This window comes from Agromyces molybdatiresistens (genome assembly GCF_052748445.2).
In genome coordinates this window covers 1778014-1798636 of the sequence record NZ_CM188258.1, presented here as the reverse complement: position 1 = coordinate 1798636, position 20623 = coordinate 1778014, and the positions used below count along the sequence as shown (strand labels likewise).

Genomic DNA, 20623 nt, shown 5'->3' with positions numbered 1-20623 from the left:
GCAGGACGCCGGGTTACCGCGAGGGCGTCTGGGCCGCCCGCTGCTCTCGGAGGGTGCTCGCGTAGACGTCGACGTACTCCTGGTCGCTGAGCGCGCGCAGGTCGTAGACGAGCTCGTCCGTCACGGAGCGGAGCACGAACCGGTCGCCCTCCATGCCGTGGAACCGGGAGAAGTCGAGCGGCTCGCCGAAGACGATGCCGACGCGACGCACCTTCGGCAGGCGGGTGCCGATCGGCATGATCTCGGCGGTGCCGATCATCGCCACGGGCACGACCGGGACACCGGCCTCGAGCACCATGCGGGCGACGCCGGTCCGCCCCCGGTAGAGCTTGCCGTCCGGGCTGCGCGTGCCCTCGGGGTAGATGCCCAGGATGCGCCCCTCGCCGAGCACGCGGAGGCCCGTGTTGAGGGAGGCTTCGGACGCCTTGCCGCCCGACCGGTCGATCGGCAGCTGGCCGGCCGCCTGGAAGAACACCCGCGTCGCCCAGCCCTTGAGGCCCTTGCCCGTGAAGTACTCGCTCTTGGCGAGGAACACGACCGGTCGGTCGACGATGAGGGGCAGGAAGATCGAGTCGATGAAGGAGAGGTGATTCGACGCGAGGATGACCGGTCCGTCCTTCGGCACCCGCTCGAGCCCGACGACCCACGGTCGGAAGATCGAGAGGAGCAGCGGCCCCACCACGATGTGCTTCATGATCCAGTAGAACACGCTGGTCCTCCGTCTCGTCCCGCTGCCCGGCAAGCCTATCGCCGCAGGCGTCAGGCGTGCTCCTCGACCCAGACCCGCGCGAGGTCGGCCGCGCCGACCACGCCGGCGTCGTTGACCAGCTCGGCGATCACGAAGTCCGGCTCGGGGTGGTATCCGCGGGCGGGGAGGTGCTCGAGGTACGCCTCGCGGATCGGCGCGAGCAGGAGCTCACCCGCGACGGCGACGCCGCCGCCGAACACGAACCGCTGCGGGTCGAGGATCGCGGACAGGCTCGCCGACGCCTCGCCGAGCCAACGGCCGAGCTGTCGGAGCGCGGCGACCGCACCCGGATCCTCGGCGGCGATCAGTCCGCCGACGATCGTGCCGTCGAGCGCGCCGTGCTCCTCCCTGGCTCGCGCGAGGCTCTGCCCGATCCCGCCCGCATCGGCGATCTCGTCGGCCATCCGCATGAGCGCGCGCCCCGAGCCGTACTGCTCGAGGCATCCGTGCTGGCCGCAGCCGCATGCGACGCCGTTCGGCACCAATCGGAGGTGGCCGAGTTCGGCGCCCGCGCCGAACCCGCCGCGGAAGAGCCGATCGCCCGCGACGATGGCGCCGCCCACGCCGGTGCCGATCGTCAGCATGACCATGTCGCTGACCATCCGGCCGGCGCCGAACCGGAACTCGGCCCAGCCGGCGGCGTTGGCGTCGTTCTCGACGACGACGTTGCCTCCGACGCGCGCCTCGAGCTTCTCGCGGAACGGCTCGTTCCGCCAGTCGATGTTGGGGGCGTAGTACACGGTCGACTGCGCGGCGTCGATGAAGCCCGCCGCCGCCACGCCGACGGCGTCGATGCGCTCGCCTCCGGCGAGCTCCCCGATCATCGCGACGACGGCGTCCTCGAGCGCGACCGTGTCGACGGGGGTCGGGACCCGTGCGGAACGGACGATGCCGCCGAGTTCGTCGACCACTGCGCCGGCGATCTTCGTGCCGCCGATGTCGATGCCGATCGCATGCACGTCGAACGCCTTTCGCCGGGGGTGCGTGGGTGTGAAGCGGCCGGGTCGAGCCCGCGCCGCACCGACTAGAGTGTAGTCAACCCACTGCCGTGGTCGTGCGACCCCGAACCCCGTACGACCCTCCCGGTGCCGAAGGAGCTACCGTGATCGAGTTCACCACCGCGCCCCTGGTCCCCGCCGACCCCGACGCGAACACCACCGACCTCCTGGTCGAACGGGTCAGGGCCACGCCCGATTCCGTCCTGTTCTCGCTGCCGACCGCCGAGGGCGGGTGGAGCCCGGTCACCACCCGTGAGTTCCACGCGCAGGTGGTCGCCCTCGCGAAAGGCCTCGTCGCTGCGGGCATCCAGCCGGGCGACAAGATCGGCCTCATGAGCAAGACGCGCTACGAGTGGACGCTCATCGACTTCGCCGCCTGGTTCGCCGGAGCGGTCCTCGTTCCCGTCTACGAGACCAGCTCGCCCGCGCAGGTGCGCTGGAACCTCGGGGACTCCGGCGCGATCGCGGTCATCCTGGAGACGGCCGATCACTTCGCACGCTTCGACGAGGTCCATCCCGACCTCCCCGCCATCCGCAACGTGTGGCAGATCGACCTGGGCGACCTCGACAAGCTCGCCGCATCGGGATCGGACATCCCCGACGACGAGATCGAGCGCCGTCGCAACCTCGCCGTCGGCTCCGACATCGCCACGCTCATCTACACGTCGGGATCGACGGGCAAGCCCAAGGGCTGCGTCCTCACCCACGCGAACTTCGTCGAGCTCTGCCGCAACTCGGCGGTCGCGCTGGAGGAGGTCGTGCTCGACCCGAACGGCGCCTCGACGCTGCTGTTCATCACCACGGCGCACATCTTCGCGCGGTTCATCTCGGTGCTCTGCGTACACGCGGGCGTGCGGGTCGGACACCAGCCCGACACCAAGCAGCTCCTCCCCTCGCTCGGCAGCTTCAAGCCGACCTTCCTCCTCGCCGTCCCGCGCGTGTTCGAGAAGGTCTACAACGTGTCCGAGCAGAAGGCCGAGGCCGGCGGCAAGGGCAAGATCTTCCACGCCGCCGCCGAGACCGCGGTCGCCTACTCGACGGCGCTCGAGTCGGGCGGCCGGGTCCCCCTCGGCCTGAAGCTCAGGTTCGCGCTCTTCGACCGGCTGGTCTTCTCCAAGCTGCGCGCCGCGATGGGCGGCAACGTGAAGTACGCCGTGTCCGGTTCGGCGCCGCTCGGCCCGCGCCTCGGCCACTTCTACCACGCCCTCGGCATCACCATCCTCGAGGGCTACGGCCTCACGGAGACGACCGCGCCGGCGACGGTGAACCTGGCCACGAAGTCGAAGATCGGCACCGTCGGCCCCGCCCTGCCGGGCGTCTCGGTGCGCACCGCCGATGACGGCGAGATCCAGGTCAAGGGCATCAACGTCTTCAAGGAGTACTGGAAGAACCCCGAGGCGACGGCAGAGACCTTCGACGGCGAGTGGTTCAAGACCGGCGACATCGGTCAGTTCGACGCCGACGGCTTCCTCACGATCACCGGCCGCAAGAAGGAGATCATCGTCACGGCCGGCGGCAAGAACGTCGCGCCGGCCGCGCTCGAGGACCCGATCCGCGCGAACCCGCTCGTCGGGCAGGTCGTCGTGGTCGGCGACCAGAAGCCGTTCATCTCGGCCCTCGTGACGCTCGACCCCGAGATGCTGCCCGTGTGGCTGAACAACCACCACGAGGACGCGGGGATGTCGGTCGATGAGGCTGCGAAGAACCCCGCCGTCCTGGCCGAGGTCCAGCGCGCGATCGATGCCGCGAACGAGCATGTCTCGCGCGCCGAGTCGATCCGCAAGTTCGTGATCCTGCCCACGGAGTTCACGGAGGACAGCGGACACCTCACGCCGAAGATGAGCATCAAGCGCAACGTCATCCTCGATGACTTCTCGGCCGAGATCGACGGTCTCTACTCCGGCGCCCCGGCGACCGAGGGCCACTCGATCATCAGCTGATCCGTCTCCTCACGAACGGATGCCCCGCGGCTCGTGCCGCGGGGCATCCGTGGTTTCCGGGGAGCGCGTCGCCGCGACGATGCGGACGGGTCAGAACCAGTCCGACTCGCGGACGGCCCGCATGGCCGCGCGGCGTTCGTCCTTCTCCAACCGGTCGAGGTAGAGCATGCCGTCGAGATGATCGGTCTCGTGCTGCAGCGCCTGGGCCATGAGCCCCTCGCCGGCGAGCTCGATCTCGTTGCCCTCGAGGTCGATCCCGCGAACGCGGGCGAACGGGTGCCGCGGGGTCTTGTGCCAGAGACCGGGGACCGAGAGGCATCCCTCGTCCACGAGCTCGGGATCGCCGGTGACCTCGACGAGGACGGGATTGATGATGTACCCGATCTCGCCGTCGACGTTGTAGCTGAAGACGCGCAGGTTCACCCCGATCTGGGGCGCGGCGACGCCCGCGCGACCCGGGAGCCGGACGCTGTCCACGAGGTCCTCGACGAGGGATCGGACACGGTCGTCGACGAGGTCGACGGGGCTCGAGACGGTCTTCAGGACGGGGTCGCCGAACAGGCGAATGGGTCGTTCCGGCAATGGTGCTCCGTGTTCAGTGCCCGCGTTCGACGGGCAGGCCTTCCACCACGAGGGCGGCGAGTTCGCGGGCCGAGTGCTGGGTGACCGGGCGAAGGTCGCTCCAGTTCACCACCGAGCCCGCCGCGAGCTGGGGATCGTACGGGATCCGTACGATCTCGCGCACGCGAGACTGGAAGTGGGCCTCGATCTCGTCGACCTTGACGAGGTGGGTGCCCTGCGTGGCCAGGTTGATCGCGACGACGGCGTTGCGGACGAGCTCGCCGTACCCGTTCGCCTCGAGCCACGTGAGCGTCTCGCTCGCCAGCCGTGCCTCGTCGACGCTGCCTCCGGAGACCACCACGATCGAATCGGCGCGCTGCAGCGTGGCCCGCATGACCGAGTGCACGATGCCGGTGCCGCAGTCGGTGAGGACGAGCGAGTAGTAGCGTGCCGCGAGGCCGGCGACGACGTTGTAGTCGTTGTCGTCGAACGCCTCGGACAGCGACGGGTCGGTGTCGGACGCGAGGATGTCGAGGCGCGTCTCGTCGCGCGAGACGAATCGCGAGAAGTCGGTGTACCCGCCGATCGACGACGCCTTCGCGACGACGTCGCGCACCGTCTCGCGGGTCTGCCGGTCGACGCGCTCCGCGAGCGTGCCGCGATCGGGGTTCGCGTCGATCGCGATGATCCGATCGTCGCGCGCGTCTGCGAGAGCCATGCCGAGCAGCGCGGTCACCGTCGTCTTGCCGACGCCGCCCTTGCGGGTGAGCACCGGCACGAACCGCGCACCACCCTCGAACCGGCGGCGGATGCGCTCGCTCATCTCCCGGTGTGCGCGCACCTTGGCCGAGTCGCCCAGGTTGACCAGGTGGAACGTCGCCTCGTAGAGGAACCGGTTCATGCCGCCCTGCGGCGCCGGGCGAGTCGTGCGGTTCAGGTCGATCAGGCGGTCGGCGGTGAGCGACTCGGCCGTCTCGGGCACCTCGGCGGGCGCGACGGCGCTCTCGCCGTCCGCGACGATCGCGACGTGCGCTCCCGTGTCGGTCGTGACGCGCTCCCGCCGGAGCCGTGCGCCGTCTGCCGCGAGCAGTGCCCCGTACGGGGACGGGTCGCGCCGCGCGGCGGACCTGTGGCCTGCACCGGCCAGCGCGGGCACGACGTCGACCGACGTCCGTCCGGTCGTCACCGCGGTCAGGTCGCCGGGATCGACCGCGACGTCGTCGATCGCCACGGCCACCTCGTCCTCCGGCATGACCCGCGCCGGCGAGGGCGGGAGGTCGACGCGCACGTCGACGTCGTCGGCCGCGTGCGCACCGCCCGACCGTGCCCGATCGGCCGTCGTGCGGGAGACGGAGCGGCGCTCGCCGCGATCCTGGTCGTCCTCGTGCTCTGCCACCGATTTCCCCTCCTCATCAGTGCGGAACAGTCCCGAGTCTAGCCCGGGCGCACGACGACGAGCAGATCACCCGCCTCCACCTGCTGGGTCTTCGGGATCGCGACGCGCTCGACGACGCCGGCCACCGGCGACGTGATCGCCGCCTCCATCTTCATCGCCTCGATGGATGCCACGGCCTGGCCGGCCTCGATCTCGGCGCCCGCCTCGACCTGCAGCGTCACCACGCCGGAGAACGGCGCGGCGATGTGCCCGGGCTGGGAGGCATCCGCCTTCTCGGCCACACGGGATTCGACCGTGATGCTCCGATCGCGGACGAACACCGGCCGGAGCTGGCCGTTCAGGATGGTCATGACCGTGCGCATGCCCTTGTCGTCGGCCTCGCCGATCGCCTCGAGACCCGCGTAGAGCCGCACGCCCCGGTCGATCTCCACGACGTGCTCGGACCCGGGCCGGAGGCCGTAGAGGTAGTCGACGGTGTCGACGACCGAGAGGTCGCCGAAGAGCTCGCGGATCTGCTCGAACTGGCGGGTCGGCGCCGGGAAGAGCAGCGAGTTCAGCAGCGCCTGGCGCTCGACGCCCGGCTCCGCGAGTCCGCGACGCTGCGCGTGCGTGAGCTCCGTGACGCCGACGCGCACGTCGCGACCCGCGAGCACCTTGGAGCGGAACGGCTCCGGCCAGCCTCCGGGCAGGTCGCCGAGCTCGCCGGCCATGAAGCCGATGACCGAGTCGGGCACGTCGTACTTCTCCGGGTTGGCGGCGAAGTCGGCGGGGTCGGCCTTCACCGCCGCGAGGTGCAGAGCGAGGTCGCCGACGACCTTCGACGACGGCGTGACCTTCGGCACGCGGCCGAGGATCTCGTTCGCCGCGGCGTACATGTCCTCGATGAGCTCGAAGTCGTCCGCGAGGCCGAGCGCGATGGCCTGCTGCCGGAGGTTCGAGAGCTGCCCGCCGGGGATCTCGTGGTGGTAGACCCGGCCGGTGGGACCGGGCAGGCCCGACTCGAACGGACGGTAGATGCGGCGCACGGCCTCCCAGTACGGCTCGAGGTCCGAGACCGCGTCGAGCGAGATACCCGTGTCGCGCTCGGTGTGGGCGAGGGCCGCCACCAGCGCCGACGCGGAGGGCTGGCTGGTCGTGCCCGCCATCGGGGCGCTGGCGACGTCGACCGCGTCGACCCCGGCCCGGCTCGCCGCGAGCAGCGTCGCGAGCTGCCCGCCGGCCGTGTCGTGCGTGTGCAGGTGGACCGGCAGGTCGAAGCGCTCGCGGAGCGCCGCGACGAGCTTCTCGGCGGCCGAGGGGCGCAGCAGTCCCGCCATGTCCTTGATCGCCAGCACGTGGGCGCCCGCGTCGACGATCTGCTCGGCGAGGCGGAGGTAGTAGTCGAGCGTGTAGAGGTCCTCCCGCGGGTCGAGCAGGTCGCCCGTGTAGCAGACGGCGACCTCGGCGATCGGCGTGTCCGCGGCGAGCACGGCCTCGATCGCAGGGCGCATCTGCGAGACGTCGTTCAGCGCGTCGAAGATCCGGAAGATGTCGACACCGGTCGCCGCGGCCTCCTGGACGAAGGCGTCGGTGACCTCGGTCGGGTACGGCGTGTAGCCGACCGTGTTGCGTCCGCGCAGGAGCATCTGGATGTTGATGTTCGGCAGCGACTCGCGCAGCGCGGCGAGCCGCTCCCACGGGTCCTCGCCGAGGAAGCGGAGCGCCACGTCGTACGTCGCCCCGCCCCACGCCTCGACCGAGAGGAGCTCGGGCGTCATACGCGAGACGTACGGTGCGACCGCGACGAGGTCCCGCGTGCGGACGCGGGTGGCGAGGAGCGACTGGTGCGCGTCGCGGAACGTGGTCTCGGTGACGGCGAGCGGGGTCTGCGCGCGGAGCGCCGCGGCGAAGCCGGTCGGACCGAGCTCGAGCAGCCGCTGCCGGGAGCCCGCCGGAGCGGGCGCCGCGAGGTCGATCTCCGGGAGCTTCTCGGTCGGCGCCACCGTCGTGGGCGCAGGACCGTTCGGCTGGTTGACCGTGACGTCGGCGAGCCAGTTGAGGATCTTGGTTCCGCGGTCCTTCGAGACGCGGCCCCGTACGAGCTGCGGCCGCTCGTCGATGAACGAGGTGCTGAGGTCGCCCGCGATGAAGTGCGGGTCGTCCATGACCGCCTGCAGGAACGGGATGTTCGTCGACACGCCGCGGATGCGGAACTCGGCGAGGGCGCGCTTCGCGCGCGTCACGGCCTGCTGGTAGTCGCGCCCGCGGCAGATGAGCTTGGCGAGCATCGAGTCGAAGTGCGGGCTGATCTGCGCACCCGGGTTCACGGTGCCGCCGTCGAGGCGGATGCCCGCGCCGCCCGGCGAGCGGTACGTCGTGATCTTGCCCGTGTCCGGCCGGAAGTTGGCGGTCGGGTCCTCGGTCGTGATGCGGCACTGCAGGGCCGCACCGCGGAGGTGGATGCGGTCCTGGGTCAGGCCGAGGTCGTCGAGGTGCTCCCCTGCGGCGATGCGGATCTGCGCGACCACGAGGTCGACGTCGGTGACCTCCTCGGTGACGGTGTGCTCGACCTGGATGCGCGGGTTCATCTCGATGAACACGTGCTGGCCCGCGCGCTCCCCCGCCGTGTCGAGGAGGAACTCGACCGTTCCCGCGTTGACGTAGCCGATGGACTTCGCGAACGCGACGGCGTCGCGGTACAACGCCTCCCGGATCTCGTCGGAGAGGTTCGGCGCCGGCGCGATCTCGACCACTTTCTGGTGGCGGCGCTGCACCGAGCAGTCGCGCTCGAACAGGTGCACGGTCTCACCCGCGCCATCCGCCAGCACCTGGACCTCGATGTGCCGGGGGCGGAGGACGGCCTGCTCGAGGAACATCGTCGGGTCGCCGAAGGCGCTGTCGGCCTCGCGCATCGCCTCCTCGAGCGAGCGACGGAGGTCCTCCTTGCGGTCGACGCGGCGCATGCCGCGCCCGCCGCCGCCCGCGACGGCCTTCGCGAAGATCGGGAAGCCGATCTCGTCGGCCTGCCCGAGGAGCGCCTCGACGTCGGTCGATGGCTCGGTCGACCTCAGCACCGGCACGCCCGCGGCGATCGCCTGCTGCTTGGCCGTCACCTTGTTCCCGGCCATCTCGAGCACACGCGTCGGCGGACCGATGAACGTGATGCCCGCGTCGGCCGCGGCCTGGGCCAGTTCGGGGTTCTCGGAGAGGAAGCCGTAGCCCGGGTAGATCGCGTCCGCTCCGCATTCCCTCGCGACGCGGATGATCTCCGACACGTCGAGGTAGGCGCGCACCGGATGTCCCGGCTCGCCGATCTGGTAGGCCTCGTCCGCCTTCAGCCGGTGCAGCGAATTGCGGTCCTCATACGGAAAGACGGCGACGGTCTTCGCACCGAGCTCGACGGCGGCGCGGAACGCCCGGATGGCGATCTCACCGCGATTGGCGACCAGGATCTTCGAGAACATGCAGGCCTTTCCGGATGGGGGCTTCTCCGCACAGCGAACATTTAGGTATCGCCGTGCGAGTAACGGTAACGTATTCGCTCGTGCACGTTCTCTCGGTCAGTTCCCTGAAGGGCGGCGTCGGAAAGACGACCGTCACCCTCGGACTGGCGTCGGCCGCCTTCGCGCGCGGCGTGCGCACCCTGGTCGTCGACCTCGACCCGCAGTCCGACGTCTCCACCGGCATGGACATCCAGGTGTCCGGTCACCTGAACGTCGCCGACGTCCTCGCGTCGCCGAAGGAGAAGATCGTCCGCTCGGCGATCGCTCCGAGCGGTTGGACGAGGTCGAACCCGCAGTCGACCATCGACGTCATGATCGGCAGCCCGTCGGCCATCAACTACGACGGTCCGCACCCGTCGATCCGCGACATCTGGAAGCTCGAGGAGGCGCTCGCCAACGTCGAGTCCGACTACGAGCTCGTCCTCATCGACTGCGCGCCGTCGCTGAACGCCCTGACGCGCACCGCGTGGGCTGCGAGCGACCGCGTCGCCGTCGTCACCGAGCCGGGGCTGTTCTCCGTGGCGGCGGCCGACCGCGCGCTCCGTGCGATCGAGGAGATCCGCCGCGGCCTCTCGCCGCGACTGCAGCCGCTCGGCATCATCGTGAACCGCGCGCGCGTGCAGTCCCTCGAGCACCAGTTCCGCATCAAGGAGCTGCGCGACATGTTCGGCCCGCTCGTGCTCAGCCCGCAGCTGCCGGAACGCACCTCGCTGCAGCAGGCCCAGGGCGCGGCGAAGCCGCTGCACATGTGGCCCGGCGAGAGCGCCGAGGAGATGTCGAACCACTTCGACCAGCTCCTGGAGCGCGTGTTGCGCACGGCGCGGATCGGCGACTTCGCCCAGTCCGGACCCCCGCAGATGGAGCTCGACGCGCCGCAGCGCTGAGCCCCGGATCGGGCGTCACGGAACGTCACCTTCGGCCGCGATCGCTCCTCGGCGTTCGGACGAGGTTCTCCCACCGCGTGCGGACGCGGCGACGTCGGACGCCTCAGGAGATGCGACGCGACGCGCGGGCGCGACGCGCGGCGAGTTCGTCGACCTCGTCGGCCCGCTGGGTGTCGAGCTCGACCAGCGTCGATTCGACCTCCCGCAGCACCTTGCCGACCGCGATGCCGAACACGCCCTGCCCGCGATTGACGAGGTCGATGACCTCGTCGTCGGACGTGCACAGGTACACACTGGCACCGTCGCTCATGAGCGTCGTCTGGGCGAGGTCGTCGATTCCCGCCTCGCGGAGCTGCGTCACCGCGATCCGGATCTGCTGCAGGGAGATCCCCGTGTCGAGCAGTCGCTTCACGAGCTTGAGGACGAGGATGTCGCGGAACCCGTAGAGGCGCTGCGACCCCGAACCGGCGGCACCGCGGACCGTGGGCTCGACGAGCTCCGTCCGAGCCCAGTAGTCGAGCTGGCGATAGCTGATGCCCGCCGCACGAGCCGCGACCGCACCGCGATATCCCGTGCCGTCGTCGTGCTCCGGCAGGCCGTCGGTGAAGAGCAGTCCGAGGTCGTATCGTGTTCGTTCGCTCCGATCGAGCTCGCTCATCCGATCGCCCCTCCACTCTCGTCGTCGCCGCGGCGGCGCGCAGTCAACGCTACCCACGCCGACGACCGGAGTCGAGGACATCGGGCCGAACGTCACGGCGTGTCGCCGGCTCAGCGCACCTGGCGGTCGAGGACCTCGCGCAGCACGGCCGCGTGCACGACGGCGAGTCGGTCGCCGAGTTCGCGCGCGCGCTCGGCGCTGCGGGCGCGACCGGCCGGATCCTGCCGGCGCTCCGGCGCGATCGCACGCCCCACCAGTTCGGCCTGGCGGTCGGCGGCGGCGCGGAGTCCGCGCAGGTGCCGCGGTTCGATGCCGCTGGTTCGCAGGGCGGCCAACGCCGTGAGCAGGTCGCGCGTCTCGGGGCCGTACACCTCGGCCGGACGGATGAGCGACGCGCTGATCGCCTCGTCGAGCAGCGTCGCGTCGGCGCCGGTCTCGCGCAGGAGCTCCTCACGCGAGAAGCGGGCGGCGGTCGCGCGGAACGCCGCGGCGTCGACGACGCCAGGCAATGCGGGCGTCCGCCCCGCGTCGATCTCCTCGAGGTGCGCGCGGATGACCTTGAGCGGCAGGTAGTGGTCGCGCTGCATCGCGAGCACCACGGTGATCCGCTCGATGTCGGCGGGCGAGAACTTGCGGTACCCCGCCGCCGTGCGGGCCGGAGTGACGAGACCCTGCTCCTCGAGGAAGCGCAGCTTCGACGGGGTCAGTTCCGGGAACTCCGGCTGGAGCTTCGCCAGGACCTGGCCGATGCCGAGCAGCGGTGAGGCGTGAGCCGGACGCCGCGCCGCGGCGCCCTCGCTCACCCGGTGCCCGTCGCCGCGAGATCGTGCCGCGAGGCGTAGAAGGTGAGGCGGTACTTGCCGATCTGGACCTCGGCGCCGTCGCTGAGCAGGGCGGTCTCGATGCGGATGCCGTCGAAGTACGTGCCGTTCAGCGAGTTGAGGTCGCGGACCTCGAAGGCGGTGCCGTGACGCAGGAACTCGGCGTGCTTGCGCGAGACGGTGACGTCGTCGAGGAAGATGTCCGCGTCGGGATGGCGACCCACCGACGTGACCTCGGTGTCGAGGAGGAAGCGCGCGCCGACATTCGGGCCGCGGCGCACGATGAGGAGCGCGGAACCCGACGGCAACGCCGCGATCGCCTCCTGCTCCGCAGCGCTCACGTCGGCGTCGAGCGCGCTCAGCTGCGCCGCCGCCTCGCGGCTGAACCCCATCGTCGTGTCGTTCGGCTGGTCGACGCGATGCGCCGACGTCTCAGCCGACGGCTCGCGCTCCTCGCCGTTCGCACCGGCCTGGGTCATGTCGGAATCCGCCACCGCTAACCTCCCGGCTCAAGCGTATCGGATGCGGGTGGCCCGGATGCCCGCGTCTCGCGGACGACACGCGCCGTCTCGATCGCGTAGATGATCCCGGCCCACCAGTAGAGGAACGCGCCCCAGATCGTGACCGCCCACCCGAACGGCTCGCTGACGGGCTGCAGGGCGGGGAAGGCCAGCCCCAGCATGATGATCGGCAGGCCCGTGAACAGCGCGAAGGTCGCGGCCTTGCCGAGCTGGTGGACCGGGAGCGGGCCGTACCCGTGGTTCGCGAGCACGACCCCGAGGATCACGAGGAAGAGATCCCGCGCGACGATGACCACGACGATCCACCATGGGACCAGGTCGTTGGCCGCGAGGCCGATGAGCGCCGCGAAGATGTAGAGGCGGTCGGCAGCGGGGTCCAGCAGTTGTCCCAGCCGCGTCACCTGGTCGAACCGGCGCGCGAGGAATCCGTCGAGCAGGTCGCTGACGCTTGCGACGACGAGCACGACGAGCGCGGGAACGTACTCGCCGACGACGACGAGCACGAGGAAGACCGGCACGAGCAGCAGTCGGAGCATGCTGAGGAGGTTCGGCACGGTCCAGACCCGATCCGACACCCCCGTGCTCTTCTCGGCCACGGCTCGATCCTATCCAGCCGACTGGCCCAGCAGCCGGGCGCGCAACGCCGGCCACGCCTCGGCGAAGCGCGGATGCAGCGGCAGCGCGTCGACCACCGGGATGGGGGTCCACTGCAACGCGATGCTCTCACGGTCGGCCAGGCGAGGTTCGAAGCGCACGACCGCATCGGCGACGACCGTCGTGTACGACCAGAAGCCGAGGTCGAGCACGGTCTCGAACCGTGCGGCGACGACGCCCGGCGGCATCCCCGTCTCCTCGGTCGCCTCGCGGACGGCGGCGTCGAGCGCGGACTCGTCGCGATGGCGTGCCCCGCCGGGAATGCCCCAGGTGCCGCCGAAGTGGCTCCATGCGGCGCGATGCTGGAGCAGCACCGCCCCGTCCGGATCCACGATCAGCAGGCCCGCGGCCCCGTACCGGCCCCAGTACCGGATTCCCCCCGGTCCCTCCGCCCAGCCGTCGCCGCTCTCGCCCGTCACCCGTCCAGCATGACGCACGGCAGGTCGCACGCGGCAGCCGACCGACCCTCCGTCCACCGCGCGGTCCAACTTTCGGTTGTTCCGCCGGCCTCCGCGTCGCTGCTAGCTTCGGGGACACGAACCGGGCTCGGACGCATCGCCCACCGGACGAGGAGGCGCACATGAACCACACGACCGAGAGCGTCGAGGACGAGGTGGTCCTGCTCGACGAGTCGGGGACGCCCATCGGCCGGGCCCCGAAGAGCGCCGCGCACGGACCGGACACCGCCCTGCACCTCGCCTTCTCCTGCCACATCGTCAATCCGATCGGCGAGGTGCTCGTCACCCGCCGCGCGGTCACCAAGCAGACCTGGGCCGGCGTGTGGACGAACTCGTTCTGCGGGCACCCCAAGCCGGCCGAGCCGCTGCTGCACGCGGTGCGCCGCCGAGCCGACTTCGAACTCGGGCTCGAACTCGACACGGTCGAGCTCGCGCTGCCCCTCTTCCGGTACCGTGCGACGGACGCGAACGGCATCGTCGAGAACGAGGTGTGCCCGGTCTACCTCGCCACCGCGTCCGGCGATCCCGACCCGAACCCGCGGGAGGTCGCCGAGTACCGCTGGGTCGAACCGCGTTCGCTCGCGACCGCCGTCGCCGCCGCACCGTGGGCGTTCAGCCCGTGGCTCGTGCTGCAGGCGCAGGAGTTGGAGCTCTTCCGTGCCTGAGCTGCTCGACGCCGCGATCGACGACGAACTCCGCAGGTTCTTCGCCGACGCACGCGGCCGGGCCGGCGCGTACGGCAGCCACTACACGGCGCTGTGGGAGTCGATCGAACTGCAGAGCTCAGGCGGCAAGCGCATCCGGCCCCGGCTGGTCTGGGCCGCGTATCGGGGCTTCGGCGGCTCCGAGCGCGAGCTCGCCACGCGCGTCGCGCTCGCGTTCGAGCTGCTGCACACGGCGTTCCTCATCCACGACGATCTCATCGATCGCGACACCGTGCGGCGGGGAGCTCCGAACGTGGCCGGCCGGTTCGCGGCCCGCGCCGAGGCCCTCGGCGGAGATGCCCGTACGGGTGAGGTCTGGGCCGCGACGGCCGCCGTGCTCGCCGGCGACCTCGCGCTCAGCCGCGCCCACCGCGAGCTCGCGATGCTGCCGGTGGAGCGGGCGCGTCGCGAGTCGCTGCTCGACATCCTGGACCGCGCGGTCTTCGTGTCCGCCGCCGGCGAGCTCGCGGACGTGGTCTCCTCGCTCGGCGACTCGACCCCCGTCCTCGAGGGCGTCCTCGCGACGCTCGAGCAGAAGACGGCCGTGTACTCCTTCGAGGCGCCGCTCGCGGCGGGCGCCGTGCTCGCGGGCGCGCCGGAGGACGCGGTGGACGCCCTCTGCCGGTTCGGCCGGCTCGCGGGGGTCGCGTTCCAGATCGTCGACGACGTGCTCGGCGTCTTCGGCGACCCGGTCGTGACCGGGAAGTCCGCCTCGGCCGACCTGCGCGAGGGGAAGCGGACGGCGTTGATCGCGCACGCCGCGACGACGCCGTCCTGGCCGGCGATCCGGGCACGCCTCGGGGATCCGTCGCTCGACGACGAGACGGCGGCCGGCCTCCGCGAGGAGCTGCGCGCGTGCGGCGCGCTCGACGCGGCCCTGACCCTCGCGCACGAGCACGTCACGCTCGCCCGCTACGAACTCGACGCGGCCGACCTGCCGGTCGGGCTCCGGGCCGAGCTCTGCGACTTCGCGCAGCGCGCGACGGAGCGGGCGCGATGACCGGGCGGCAGGAGCCCACGCTCCTCGAGCGGTACGCGGAGGCCGCGGCGGCGAGCTCCGCGACCGTGATCGCGCACTACTCGACGTCGTTCGGCGCGGCCGCCCGACTGCTCGACGCCGACTCGCGCCGCCGCATCCGATCGGTCTACGCGCTGGTCCGGATCGCCGACGAGATCGTCGACGGCGCGGCGGCCGAGGCCGGGCTCCCGCTGGCCGAGCAGGTCGAGGTCCTCGACGGTCTCGAGGCGGAGACCGAGCGCGCGATGGCGCGCGGCTACTCCGCGAACCTCGTGGTGCACGCGTTCGCCGCGGTCGCCCGGGAGACCGGGTTCGGCGCAGAGCTCACGCGGCCGTTCTTCGCCTCGATGCGCCGCGACCTCGACCCCGCGCCGTTCGCGCCCGAGGAGATCGGCCCGTACATCCACGGCTCCGCGGAGGTCGTCGGGCTCATGTGCCTCGCGACCTTCCTCGCCGGAGAGCGACCCGCGGCGGGCGGCTCCCCCACGGCTGCGCCCTCGGTGGATCCCGCTCGCAGAGCGCGCCTCGAGCGCGGGGCGATCCACCTCGGCGCCGCCTTCCAGAAGATCAACTTCCTCAGGGACCTCGCCGTCGATTGGCGCACGCTCGGCCGAAACTACTTCCCCGGCGTCGACCCCGACGCCTTCACCGAAGCGGACAAGACCACGATCCTCGACGACATCGACCACGACCTCGCGATCGCGGGTGCCGCGCTGCCCGAGCTGCCGCGCCGCGCGCGGAGCGCGGTCGCCGCTGCGCACGGGCTCTTCGCGAGCCTCTCGGCGCGGTGCCGCGCCACTCCGGCCGAGGAGATCATCGCGACCAGGATCCGGGTCCCCGACGGTGAGAAGCTCGCCATCGCCGTACGCTCGGCACTCGTCACGGGAGGGAGCCGACGATGATCGGCACGTCGGAACGCATCGTCGTCATCGGAGGCGGCATCGCCGGGCTCGCCTCGGCGGCGCTGCTCGCGCGCGACGGCCATCGGGTCACCCTGCTGGAGGGCCGCGACGAGCTCGGCGGACGCGCCGGCAGCTGGTCGAGCGGCGGGTTCCGCTTCGACACGGGACCCTCCTGGTACCTGATGCCCGAGGTCTTCGACCACTTCTTCCGCCTCTTCGGCACCAGCGCGGCCGCGGAGCTCGACCTCGTCCGGCTGGACCCCGGCTACCGGGTCTGGGCCGACGGCCACGACAGCCCGCTCGACGTGCAGCCGACCCGCGCCGAGAACGTCGCGCTGTTCGAGTCGATCGAGCCCGGCGCGGGGGCGGCGCTCGAGCGCTACCTGGACTCTGCGGAGTCCACCTACGACGTCGCACGGCGGCGCTTCCTCTACACGAACTTCGACGACCCGCGCTCGCTGCTCTCCGGCGAGGTGCTCCGGCAGGCGGGGCGGCTGGCCTCGCTGCTGACGACGCCGCTGGAGCGCTTCGCCGCCCGCTCGGTGACGGATCGTCGCCTGCAGCAGGTGCTGGGCTACCCCGCCGTCTTCCTCGGCTCGTCGCCCGACGCGACGCCCGCGATGTACCACCTGATGAGCCATATGGACCTCGAGCAGGGCGTCTTCTATCCGCGGGGCGGCTTCGCGGAGCTGATCGAGCGGATCACCGCGATCGCGGTCGCGGCAGGGGTCGACATCGTCACGGGAGCGCGCGTCGAGGCGATCGAGCTCACCTCCGGCGGTGCGCGACCGGCGGTCGCGGGGGCGCGCTTCCGCACCGCGTCGGGCCGCAGCGTCGTCGCGCCGGCGCACCGGGTCGTCTCCGCGGCCGACCTCCACCACACCGAGACCGAGCTGCTCCCACGGCACGCGCAGACCTATCCCGAGGCCTGGTGGCGCAGGCGCACCTCCGGCCCGGGCGCGGTGCTCGCGATGCTCGGCATCCGCGGCGAGGTGCCGGGGCTCGCCCACCACACGCTGTTCTTCACCGAGGACTGGCACGCGAACTTCGGCGCGATCTTCGGTTCCGACCCCCACGTGCCCGATCCCGCCTCGTTCTACGTCTGCATGCCGAGCGCGACGGATGACTCGGTCGCGCCGGCCGGGGACACGAACCTGTTCATCCTGGTGCCGGTGCCCGCCGACACGGCCATCGGACGCGGCGGCGACGACGGGACGGGCGACCGGCTCGTCGAGGAGACGGCCGACCGCGCCATCCGTCGCATCGCCGAGGTGTCGGGACTTCCCGACCTCGCCGAGCGCATCGTCGTCCGCCGCACGGTCGGACCCGCGGACTTCGCGGCCGAGCTGAACTCCTGGCAGGGCGGGGCCCTCGGCCCGGCGCACACGCTGCGGCAGTCCGCCTTCCTCCGCGGCACCAACCGGTCGCGGCGCGTGGACGGGCTGTACTACGCGGGCGGATCGTCGGTGCCCGGCATCGGCCTTCCGATGTGCCTGATCAGCGCCGAGAACGTGCTCAAGCGCGTCCGCGGCGACCGGTCGTCGGGTCCGATCGACGAACCGCCGATCGCCGGCGAGCGTACGACGGCCGATCCCACGACCACCGTCGCATGACGGGGTTCGCCTACCTCGCGGCGCTCGTCGTCGTGATCGGATGCATGGCGCTCATCGACGCGCGGTGGCGGCTGGTCTTCTGGCGCGCCCCGCTCGCGGCGGGCGCGACGATCGCAATCGGGCTCGTCTTCTTCCTGCTGTGGGATGCGGCGGGGATCGTCTCCGGCGTGTTCTTCCGCGGCACGTCGGCGATCGTGACCGGGATCGAGCTCGCACCAGAGCTGCCGTTGGAGGAGCCGGTGTTCCTGGCCTTCCTCTGCTACCTCACGCTCGTCCTCGTGCTCGGTGCAGAGCGTATCCTCGAAGCGCGCGAGCGCCGGTCCGCGCACGCGGCGGGACGGGAGGACCGGAGTTGACCTACCTGCTCATCAGCCTGCCGTTCGTGTTGGTCGCCGTCGTGGCGGCCTGGGCGGCGAGGCCGCGGACGACCGCGGCGGGGCGCCGGCGTCTCATCGCGACCTCGATCGCCGCGGGCGTGCTCGTCGTGCTCACGGCCGTGTTCGACTCGGTGATCGTCGCCACCGGCATCGTGGCGTACGACGACGGCCGTCGCTCGGGCCTGACCGTCGGGCTCGCACCCGTCGAGGACTTCCTGTACCCGCTCGCCGGCGTGCTGCTCCTGCCCGCCGTGTGGACGCTCATCACACGACAGACGGAGCCCGCGACGCGGCACGACCGCACCGACGGGGGCGGGGACCGATGAGCGCGGCGGCGACCCGCGACGGACTCGCGCACCGCGCCGGGCAGGTCCTGCTCTCGTCGCGGCCCGTGAGCTGGATCAACACGGCGTTCCCATTCGCAGCCGCCTACGTGCTGACGACCGGTCGGGTGGACGCGCTGCTCGTCGTCGGGACGCTCTTCTTCCTCGTGCCGTACAACCTGCTCATGTACGGCGTGAACGACGTCTTCGACTACGAGTCCGACCTGCGGAATCCGCGGAAGGGCGGTGCGGAGGGGGCGCTGCTCGACCCGAGCCTGCATCGCACGGTGGTCTGGGCGGGCCTGATCAGCGCCGCACCGCTCGTGGCGGCCATGCTCTGGCTCGGCGGAACGGACGAGCCGTGGTCGTGGCTCGTCCTCGCGATCAGCCTCTTCGCCGTCTTCGCGTACTCGGTGCCCGGCCTGCGGTTCAAGGAGCGGCCGGTGCTCGACTCGGTCACCTCGAGCACGCACTTCACGAGCCCCGCGGTCTACGGCCTCGCGGTCGCGGGCGCCGAGTTCACCTGGCCGCTCGTCGCACTGCTCCTGGCGTTCTTCTGCTGGGGCATGGCGAGCCATGCGTTCGGCGCCGTGCAGGACGTCGTGCCCGACCGGGAGGCCGGGATCGCGTCGATCGCGACGGCCCTCGGCGCCGCGACGACCGTGCGGATCGCACTCGTCCTCTGGACGGCGGCCGGGCTGCTGATGCTCGCGACCGAGTGGCCGGGCCCGCTGGCGGCCCTGCTCGTCGGCCCCTACCTCTGGGCGGCGTGGCCGTACCGATCGGTGACGGATGCCGCATCCGGCGCATCGAACCGAGGCTGGCGTCACTTCATCCTCATCAACTACGTCGTGGGCTTCCTCGTGACGCTGCTGATGATCTGGTGGGCGCTGATCCGCTGACGGGTCCGCGCCCGCCATAGGCTGGTGGGATGGCGGAGCTCGACTCGGCGCGCGTGGATGCGTGGTTGTGGGCGGTCCGTGTGTGCAAGACCCGGTCGGCGGCGACGTCCGCATGCCGTGCCGGTCACGTGCGCGTCAACGGCGAGCGCGCGAAGGCGGCGCAGCCGGTCCGGCCCGGCGACGAGGTTCGCGTGCGCCTGCACGGCTTCGACCGGATCCTGATCGTGCGTCGTCCGATCGTGAAACGGGTCTCGGCCGAGCTCGCCGCGGCGGCCGCCGAGGACCGCACCCCGGCACCACCGCCACGCGAGGCCGCGGCATCCGTGCCCCTGCGCGATCGCGGCGCCGGGCGGCCGACGAAGCGCGAACGTCGGGATCTCGATCGGCTGCGCGGTCGATGACGCGCGAGGAGGTCGCCGGGCGTACCCTTGGGCGCGTGAAGGACCTCGTCCACGAACCCGCACTGCGACGGTACGTACTCCGCGTCGACGGGCAGGTCGCGAGCGTGCTCGACTACCGCGAACTCGGCGACTCGGTCGCCTTCGTCCGGACCTTCACTAATCCGCCCTACCGCGGCAGCGGCCTCGCGGCCGAGGTGGTGCGATTCGCGGTCGACGACGTCGAGGCGAACTCGACGCACCGGATCGTGCCGAGCTGCTGGTACGTCGAGCACTGGTTCGACCGGCATCCCGACCGGCGCGCCCTGCTGGACCCGCGGACGACGTGAGCCGCCGATCCCGCAGGATCAGCGGCTCACCGGCGCCGTCGCGCCCGGGTCAGTACCAGTTCAGCGACTGCGAGTGACCCCACGCGGCGCACGGGCTGCCGTAGCCGCGGGCGATGTAATCGAGCCCCCACTTGATCTGGGTCGCCGCGTTCGTGCGCCAGTCGGCGCCGGCCGTGGCGAGCTTCTCGGCGGGCCACGCCTGGACGATGCCGTAGGCCCCGCTCGAGGAGTTCACGGCCTGGTAGTTCCAGCCGGATTCCTTGGTCCAGAGCTGCACGAGGCACTGGAACTCGCTCTCTCCCCAGCCGTACTGCGACGCGGCCATCGCCCGCGCGGTCTGCTTGGCCCCCTCGGGAGTGTTCGCGCGGGCGAGCGCCTCGGCGGCCTCTCGCTCGGCGACCGCGCGGTCGTGGGCCGCTGCGGCATCCGCGGCCTTCCGGATCTCGGCTCGGGTCGACGTCGTGAGTTCGCGGACCTCGTCGAGGGGCAGCGTCTCGTAGTCGCCGAGCGTGGCCACCGACGACGCGAGGGTGTCGGCGTCGATCTTGCCCGCGACGTCCGAGAGCGTGTCCTCGGCGACGGTGAGCGTGTCCGCTGCAGCCGCGTGCACCTTGGCCTGCGCGATGCCGGCGTAGGCGCCGAGCTGCTCGCCCGCGAGCCCGGTGGACTCGCTGAGGGCGGCGGTCTCTGCGACGCGCTGCGCGGCGAGCGACGAGTTGACGGTGAGGCCGGTGCCCGCGACGGCGCCGACCGCGACGAGCGCGCCGGCCAGCAGGAGCCGACGGCGGCGGCCGGTGCGGTCGCGGCGCGCGGCGCGCCGGGTCGCGGCGTCGGTGCGGAACGGTGCGGTCTCGGTGGGGGCAGGCGTGATCGAATCGGAAGTCTGCATGTCGTTTGGGGGGCTCGGATCCGGTGGTCGGGGGCCTTCCGAGCGAA

General features: G+C 71.6%; 22 protein-coding genes. 11 read left to right on the top strand and 11 right to left on the bottom strand.

Features of this window, described 5'->3' with window-relative positions; all coding sequences use genetic code 11:
* Positions 1–13: 13 nt before the first annotated feature.
* Together ACULK2_RS08285 and ACULK2_RS08280 are read right to left on the bottom strand one after the other, a co-directional pair.
* Positions 14–709: a lysophospholipid acyltransferase family protein gene (locus tag ACULK2_RS08285; protein WP_445969619.1), complete on the bottom strand. Its 696-nt coding sequence runs from the start codon at positions 707–709 to the stop codon at positions 14–16.
* 50 nt (positions 710–759) lie between these two features.
* On the bottom strand, positions 760–1707 hold the full coding sequence (locus ACULK2_RS08280; RefSeq protein WP_445969620.1) for an ROK family glucokinase: 948 nt from the start codon (positions 1705–1707) through the stop codon (positions 760–762).
* Positions 1708–1850: 143 nt separating this feature from the next.
* Between ACULK2_RS08280 and ACULK2_RS08275 the strand changes: the two genes are divergently transcribed.
* Positions 1851–3686, top strand: coding sequence for an AMP-dependent synthetase/ligase (locus tag ACULK2_RS08275; protein ID WP_445969621.1), 1836 nt, complete (start codon positions 1851–1853; stop codon positions 3684–3686).
* A gap of 90 nt (positions 3687–3776) precedes the next feature.
* Here ACULK2_RS08275 and def read toward each other — a convergent pair whose 3' ends face one another.
* The 3 genes from def to ACULK2_RS08260 are packed head-to-tail and all read right to left on the bottom strand — an operon-like array spanning position 3777 to position 9086.
* On the bottom strand, positions 3777–4268 hold the full coding sequence (def, locus tag ACULK2_RS08270) for a peptide deformylase (protein WP_445969622.1): 492 nt from the start codon (positions 4266–4268) through the stop codon (positions 3777–3779).
* Positions 4269–4281: 13 nt separating this feature from the next.
* Entirely contained in the window at positions 4282–5643 is a 1362-nt protein-coding gene (locus ACULK2_RS08265) for a MinD/ParA family ATP-binding protein (protein WP_445969623.1), read from the bottom strand.
* Positions 5644–5681: 38 nt separating this feature from the next.
* On the bottom strand, positions 5682–9086 hold the full coding sequence (locus ACULK2_RS08260; RefSeq protein ID WP_445969624.1) for a pyruvate carboxylase: 3405 nt from the start codon (positions 9084–9086) through the stop codon (positions 5682–5684).
* A gap of 80 nt (positions 9087–9166) precedes the next feature.
* On the opposite strand from ACULK2_RS08260, the gene ACULK2_RS08255 reads away from it, so the two are divergent.
* Complete coding sequence (locus ACULK2_RS08255; RefSeq protein WP_445969625.1) at positions 9167–10009, top strand: ParA family protein; 843 nt, start codon at positions 9167–9169, stop codon at positions 10007–10009.
* A gap of 103 nt (positions 10010–10112) precedes the next feature.
* On the opposite strand, the gene ACULK2_RS08250 is transcribed toward ACULK2_RS08255, so the two are convergent.
* From ACULK2_RS08250 to ACULK2_RS08230, 5 genes are all read right to left on the bottom strand, one after another.
* Complete coding sequence (locus ACULK2_RS08250; protein WP_445969626.1) at positions 10113–10667, bottom strand: MerR family transcriptional regulator; 555 nt, start codon at positions 10665–10667, stop codon at positions 10113–10115.
* A gap of 110 nt (positions 10668–10777) precedes the next feature.
* A complete protein-coding gene (gene ftsR, locus ACULK2_RS08245) occupies positions 10778–11470 on the bottom strand; it encodes a transcriptional regulator FtsR (RefSeq protein ID WP_445969627.1) in 693 nt (230 codons plus the stop codon).
* Positions 11467–11967 (bottom strand): FHA domain-containing protein, encoded by a 501-nt coding sequence (locus ACULK2_RS08240; protein WP_445969628.1) that lies wholly within the window; start codon positions 11965–11967, stop codon positions 11467–11469. Before ACULK2_RS08240 ends, ftsR begins: the two co-directional genes overlap by 4 nt.
* Before the next feature lie 17 nt (positions 11968–11984).
* Entirely contained in the window at positions 11985–12605 is a 621-nt protein-coding gene (locus tag ACULK2_RS08235) for a CDP-alcohol phosphatidyltransferase family protein (RefSeq protein WP_445969629.1), read from the bottom strand.
* A 9-nt stretch (positions 12606–12614) separates the two neighbouring features.
* Positions 12615–13082, bottom strand: a complete 468-nt coding sequence (locus ACULK2_RS08230) for an NUDIX domain-containing protein (protein ID WP_445969630.1) — start codon at positions 13080–13082, stop codon at positions 12615–12617.
* A 161-nt stretch (positions 13083–13243) separates the two neighbouring features.
* Between ACULK2_RS08230 and idi the strand changes: the two genes are divergently transcribed.
* From idi to ACULK2_RS08185, 9 genes are read left to right on the top strand one after another with little or no spacing between them, the layout of a single operon-like run.
* Complete coding sequence (gene idi, locus ACULK2_RS08225) at positions 13244–13786, top strand: isopentenyl-diphosphate Delta-isomerase (protein ID WP_445969631.1); 543 nt, start codon at positions 13244–13246, stop codon at positions 13784–13786.
* Entirely contained in the window at positions 13779–14825 is a 1047-nt protein-coding gene (locus ACULK2_RS08220; protein ID WP_445969632.1) for a polyprenyl synthetase family protein, read from the top strand. The genes idi and ACULK2_RS08220 overlap by 8 nt, the downstream gene beginning before the upstream one ends.
* Entirely contained in the window at positions 14822–15745 is a 924-nt protein-coding gene (locus ACULK2_RS08215; protein WP_445969633.1) for a phytoene/squalene synthase family protein, read from the top strand. The genes ACULK2_RS08220 and ACULK2_RS08215 overlap by 4 nt, the downstream gene beginning before the upstream one ends.
* The gene (gene crtI / locus ACULK2_RS08210; RefSeq protein ID WP_445969634.1) at positions 15742–17358 is read left to right on the top strand and encodes a phytoene desaturase family protein; all 1617 of its coding nucleotides are present in this window, start codon (positions 15742–15744) and stop codon (positions 17356–17358) included. Before ACULK2_RS08215 ends, crtI begins: the two co-directional genes overlap by 4 nt.
* Positions 17355–17714 (top strand): lycopene cyclase domain-containing protein, encoded by a 360-nt coding sequence (locus tag ACULK2_RS08205; protein ID WP_445969635.1) that lies wholly within the window; start codon positions 17355–17357, stop codon positions 17712–17714. The genes crtI and ACULK2_RS08205 overlap by 4 nt, the downstream gene beginning before the upstream one ends.
* Positions 17711–18061, top strand: a complete 351-nt coding sequence (locus tag ACULK2_RS08200; RefSeq protein WP_445969636.1) for a lycopene cyclase domain-containing protein — start codon at positions 17711–17713, stop codon at positions 18059–18061. Before ACULK2_RS08205 ends, ACULK2_RS08200 begins: the two co-directional genes overlap by 4 nt.
* Positions 18058–18960, top strand: coding sequence for a prenyltransferase (locus ACULK2_RS08195; RefSeq protein WP_445969637.1), 903 nt, complete (start codon positions 18058–18060; stop codon positions 18958–18960). Before ACULK2_RS08200 ends, ACULK2_RS08195 begins: the two co-directional genes overlap by 4 nt.
* A gap of 29 nt (positions 18961–18989) precedes the next feature.
* Entirely contained in the window at positions 18990–19361 is a 372-nt protein-coding gene (locus ACULK2_RS08190) for an RNA-binding S4 domain-containing protein (RefSeq protein ID WP_445969638.1), read from the top strand.
* A 35-nt stretch (positions 19362–19396) separates the two neighbouring features.
* Positions 19397–19687 (top strand): GNAT family N-acetyltransferase, encoded by a 291-nt coding sequence (locus tag ACULK2_RS08185; RefSeq protein ID WP_445969639.1) that lies wholly within the window; start codon positions 19397–19399, stop codon positions 19685–19687.
* A gap of 49 nt (positions 19688–19736) precedes the next feature.
* Here the strand turns inward: ACULK2_RS08185 and ACULK2_RS08180 are convergent, their stop codons facing one another.
* Positions 19737–20576 (bottom strand): aggregation-promoting factor C-terminal-like domain-containing protein, encoded by an 840-nt coding sequence (locus ACULK2_RS08180; protein ID WP_445969640.1) that lies wholly within the window; start codon positions 20574–20576, stop codon positions 19737–19739.
* Between the last annotated feature and the right edge of the window lie 47 nt (positions 20577–20623).

Coding starts and splice junctions, on each gene's coding strand:
- ACULK2_RS08260 (WP_445969624.1), bottom strand. CDS start 9,086: ATGTTCTCGAAGATCCTGGTCGCCAATCGCGGTGAGATCGCCATCCGG.
- ACULK2_RS08250 (WP_445969626.1), bottom strand. CDS start 10,667: ATGAGCGAGCTCGATCGGAGCGAACGAACACGATACGACCTCGGACTG.
- ACULK2_RS08240 (WP_445969628.1), bottom strand. CDS start 11,967: ATGACCCAGGCCGGTGCGAACGGCGAGGAGCGCGAGCCGTCGGCTGAG.
- idi (WP_445969631.1), top strand. CDS start 13,244: ATGAACCACACGACCGAGAGCGTCGAGGACGAGGTGGTCCTGCTCGAC.
- ACULK2_RS08215 (WP_445969633.1), top strand. CDS start 14,822: ATGACCGGGCGGCAGGAGCCCACGCTCCTCGAGCGGTACGCGGAGGCC.
- crtI (WP_445969634.1), top strand. CDS start 15,742: ATGATCGGCACGTCGGAACGCATCGTCGTCATCGGAGGCGGCATCGCC.
- ACULK2_RS08205 (WP_445969635.1), top strand. CDS start 17,355: ATGACGGGGTTCGCCTACCTCGCGGCGCTCGTCGTCGTGATCGGATGC.
- ACULK2_RS08195 (WP_445969637.1), top strand. CDS start 18,058: ATGAGCGCGGCGGCGACCCGCGACGGACTCGCGCACCGCGCCGGGCAG.
- ACULK2_RS08190 (WP_445969638.1), top strand. CDS start 18,990: ATGGCGGAGCTCGACTCGGCGCGCGTGGATGCGTGGTTGTGGGCGGTC.
- ACULK2_RS08180 (WP_445969640.1), bottom strand. CDS start 20,576: ATGCAGACTTCCGATTCGATCACGCCTGCCCCCACCGAGACCGCACCG.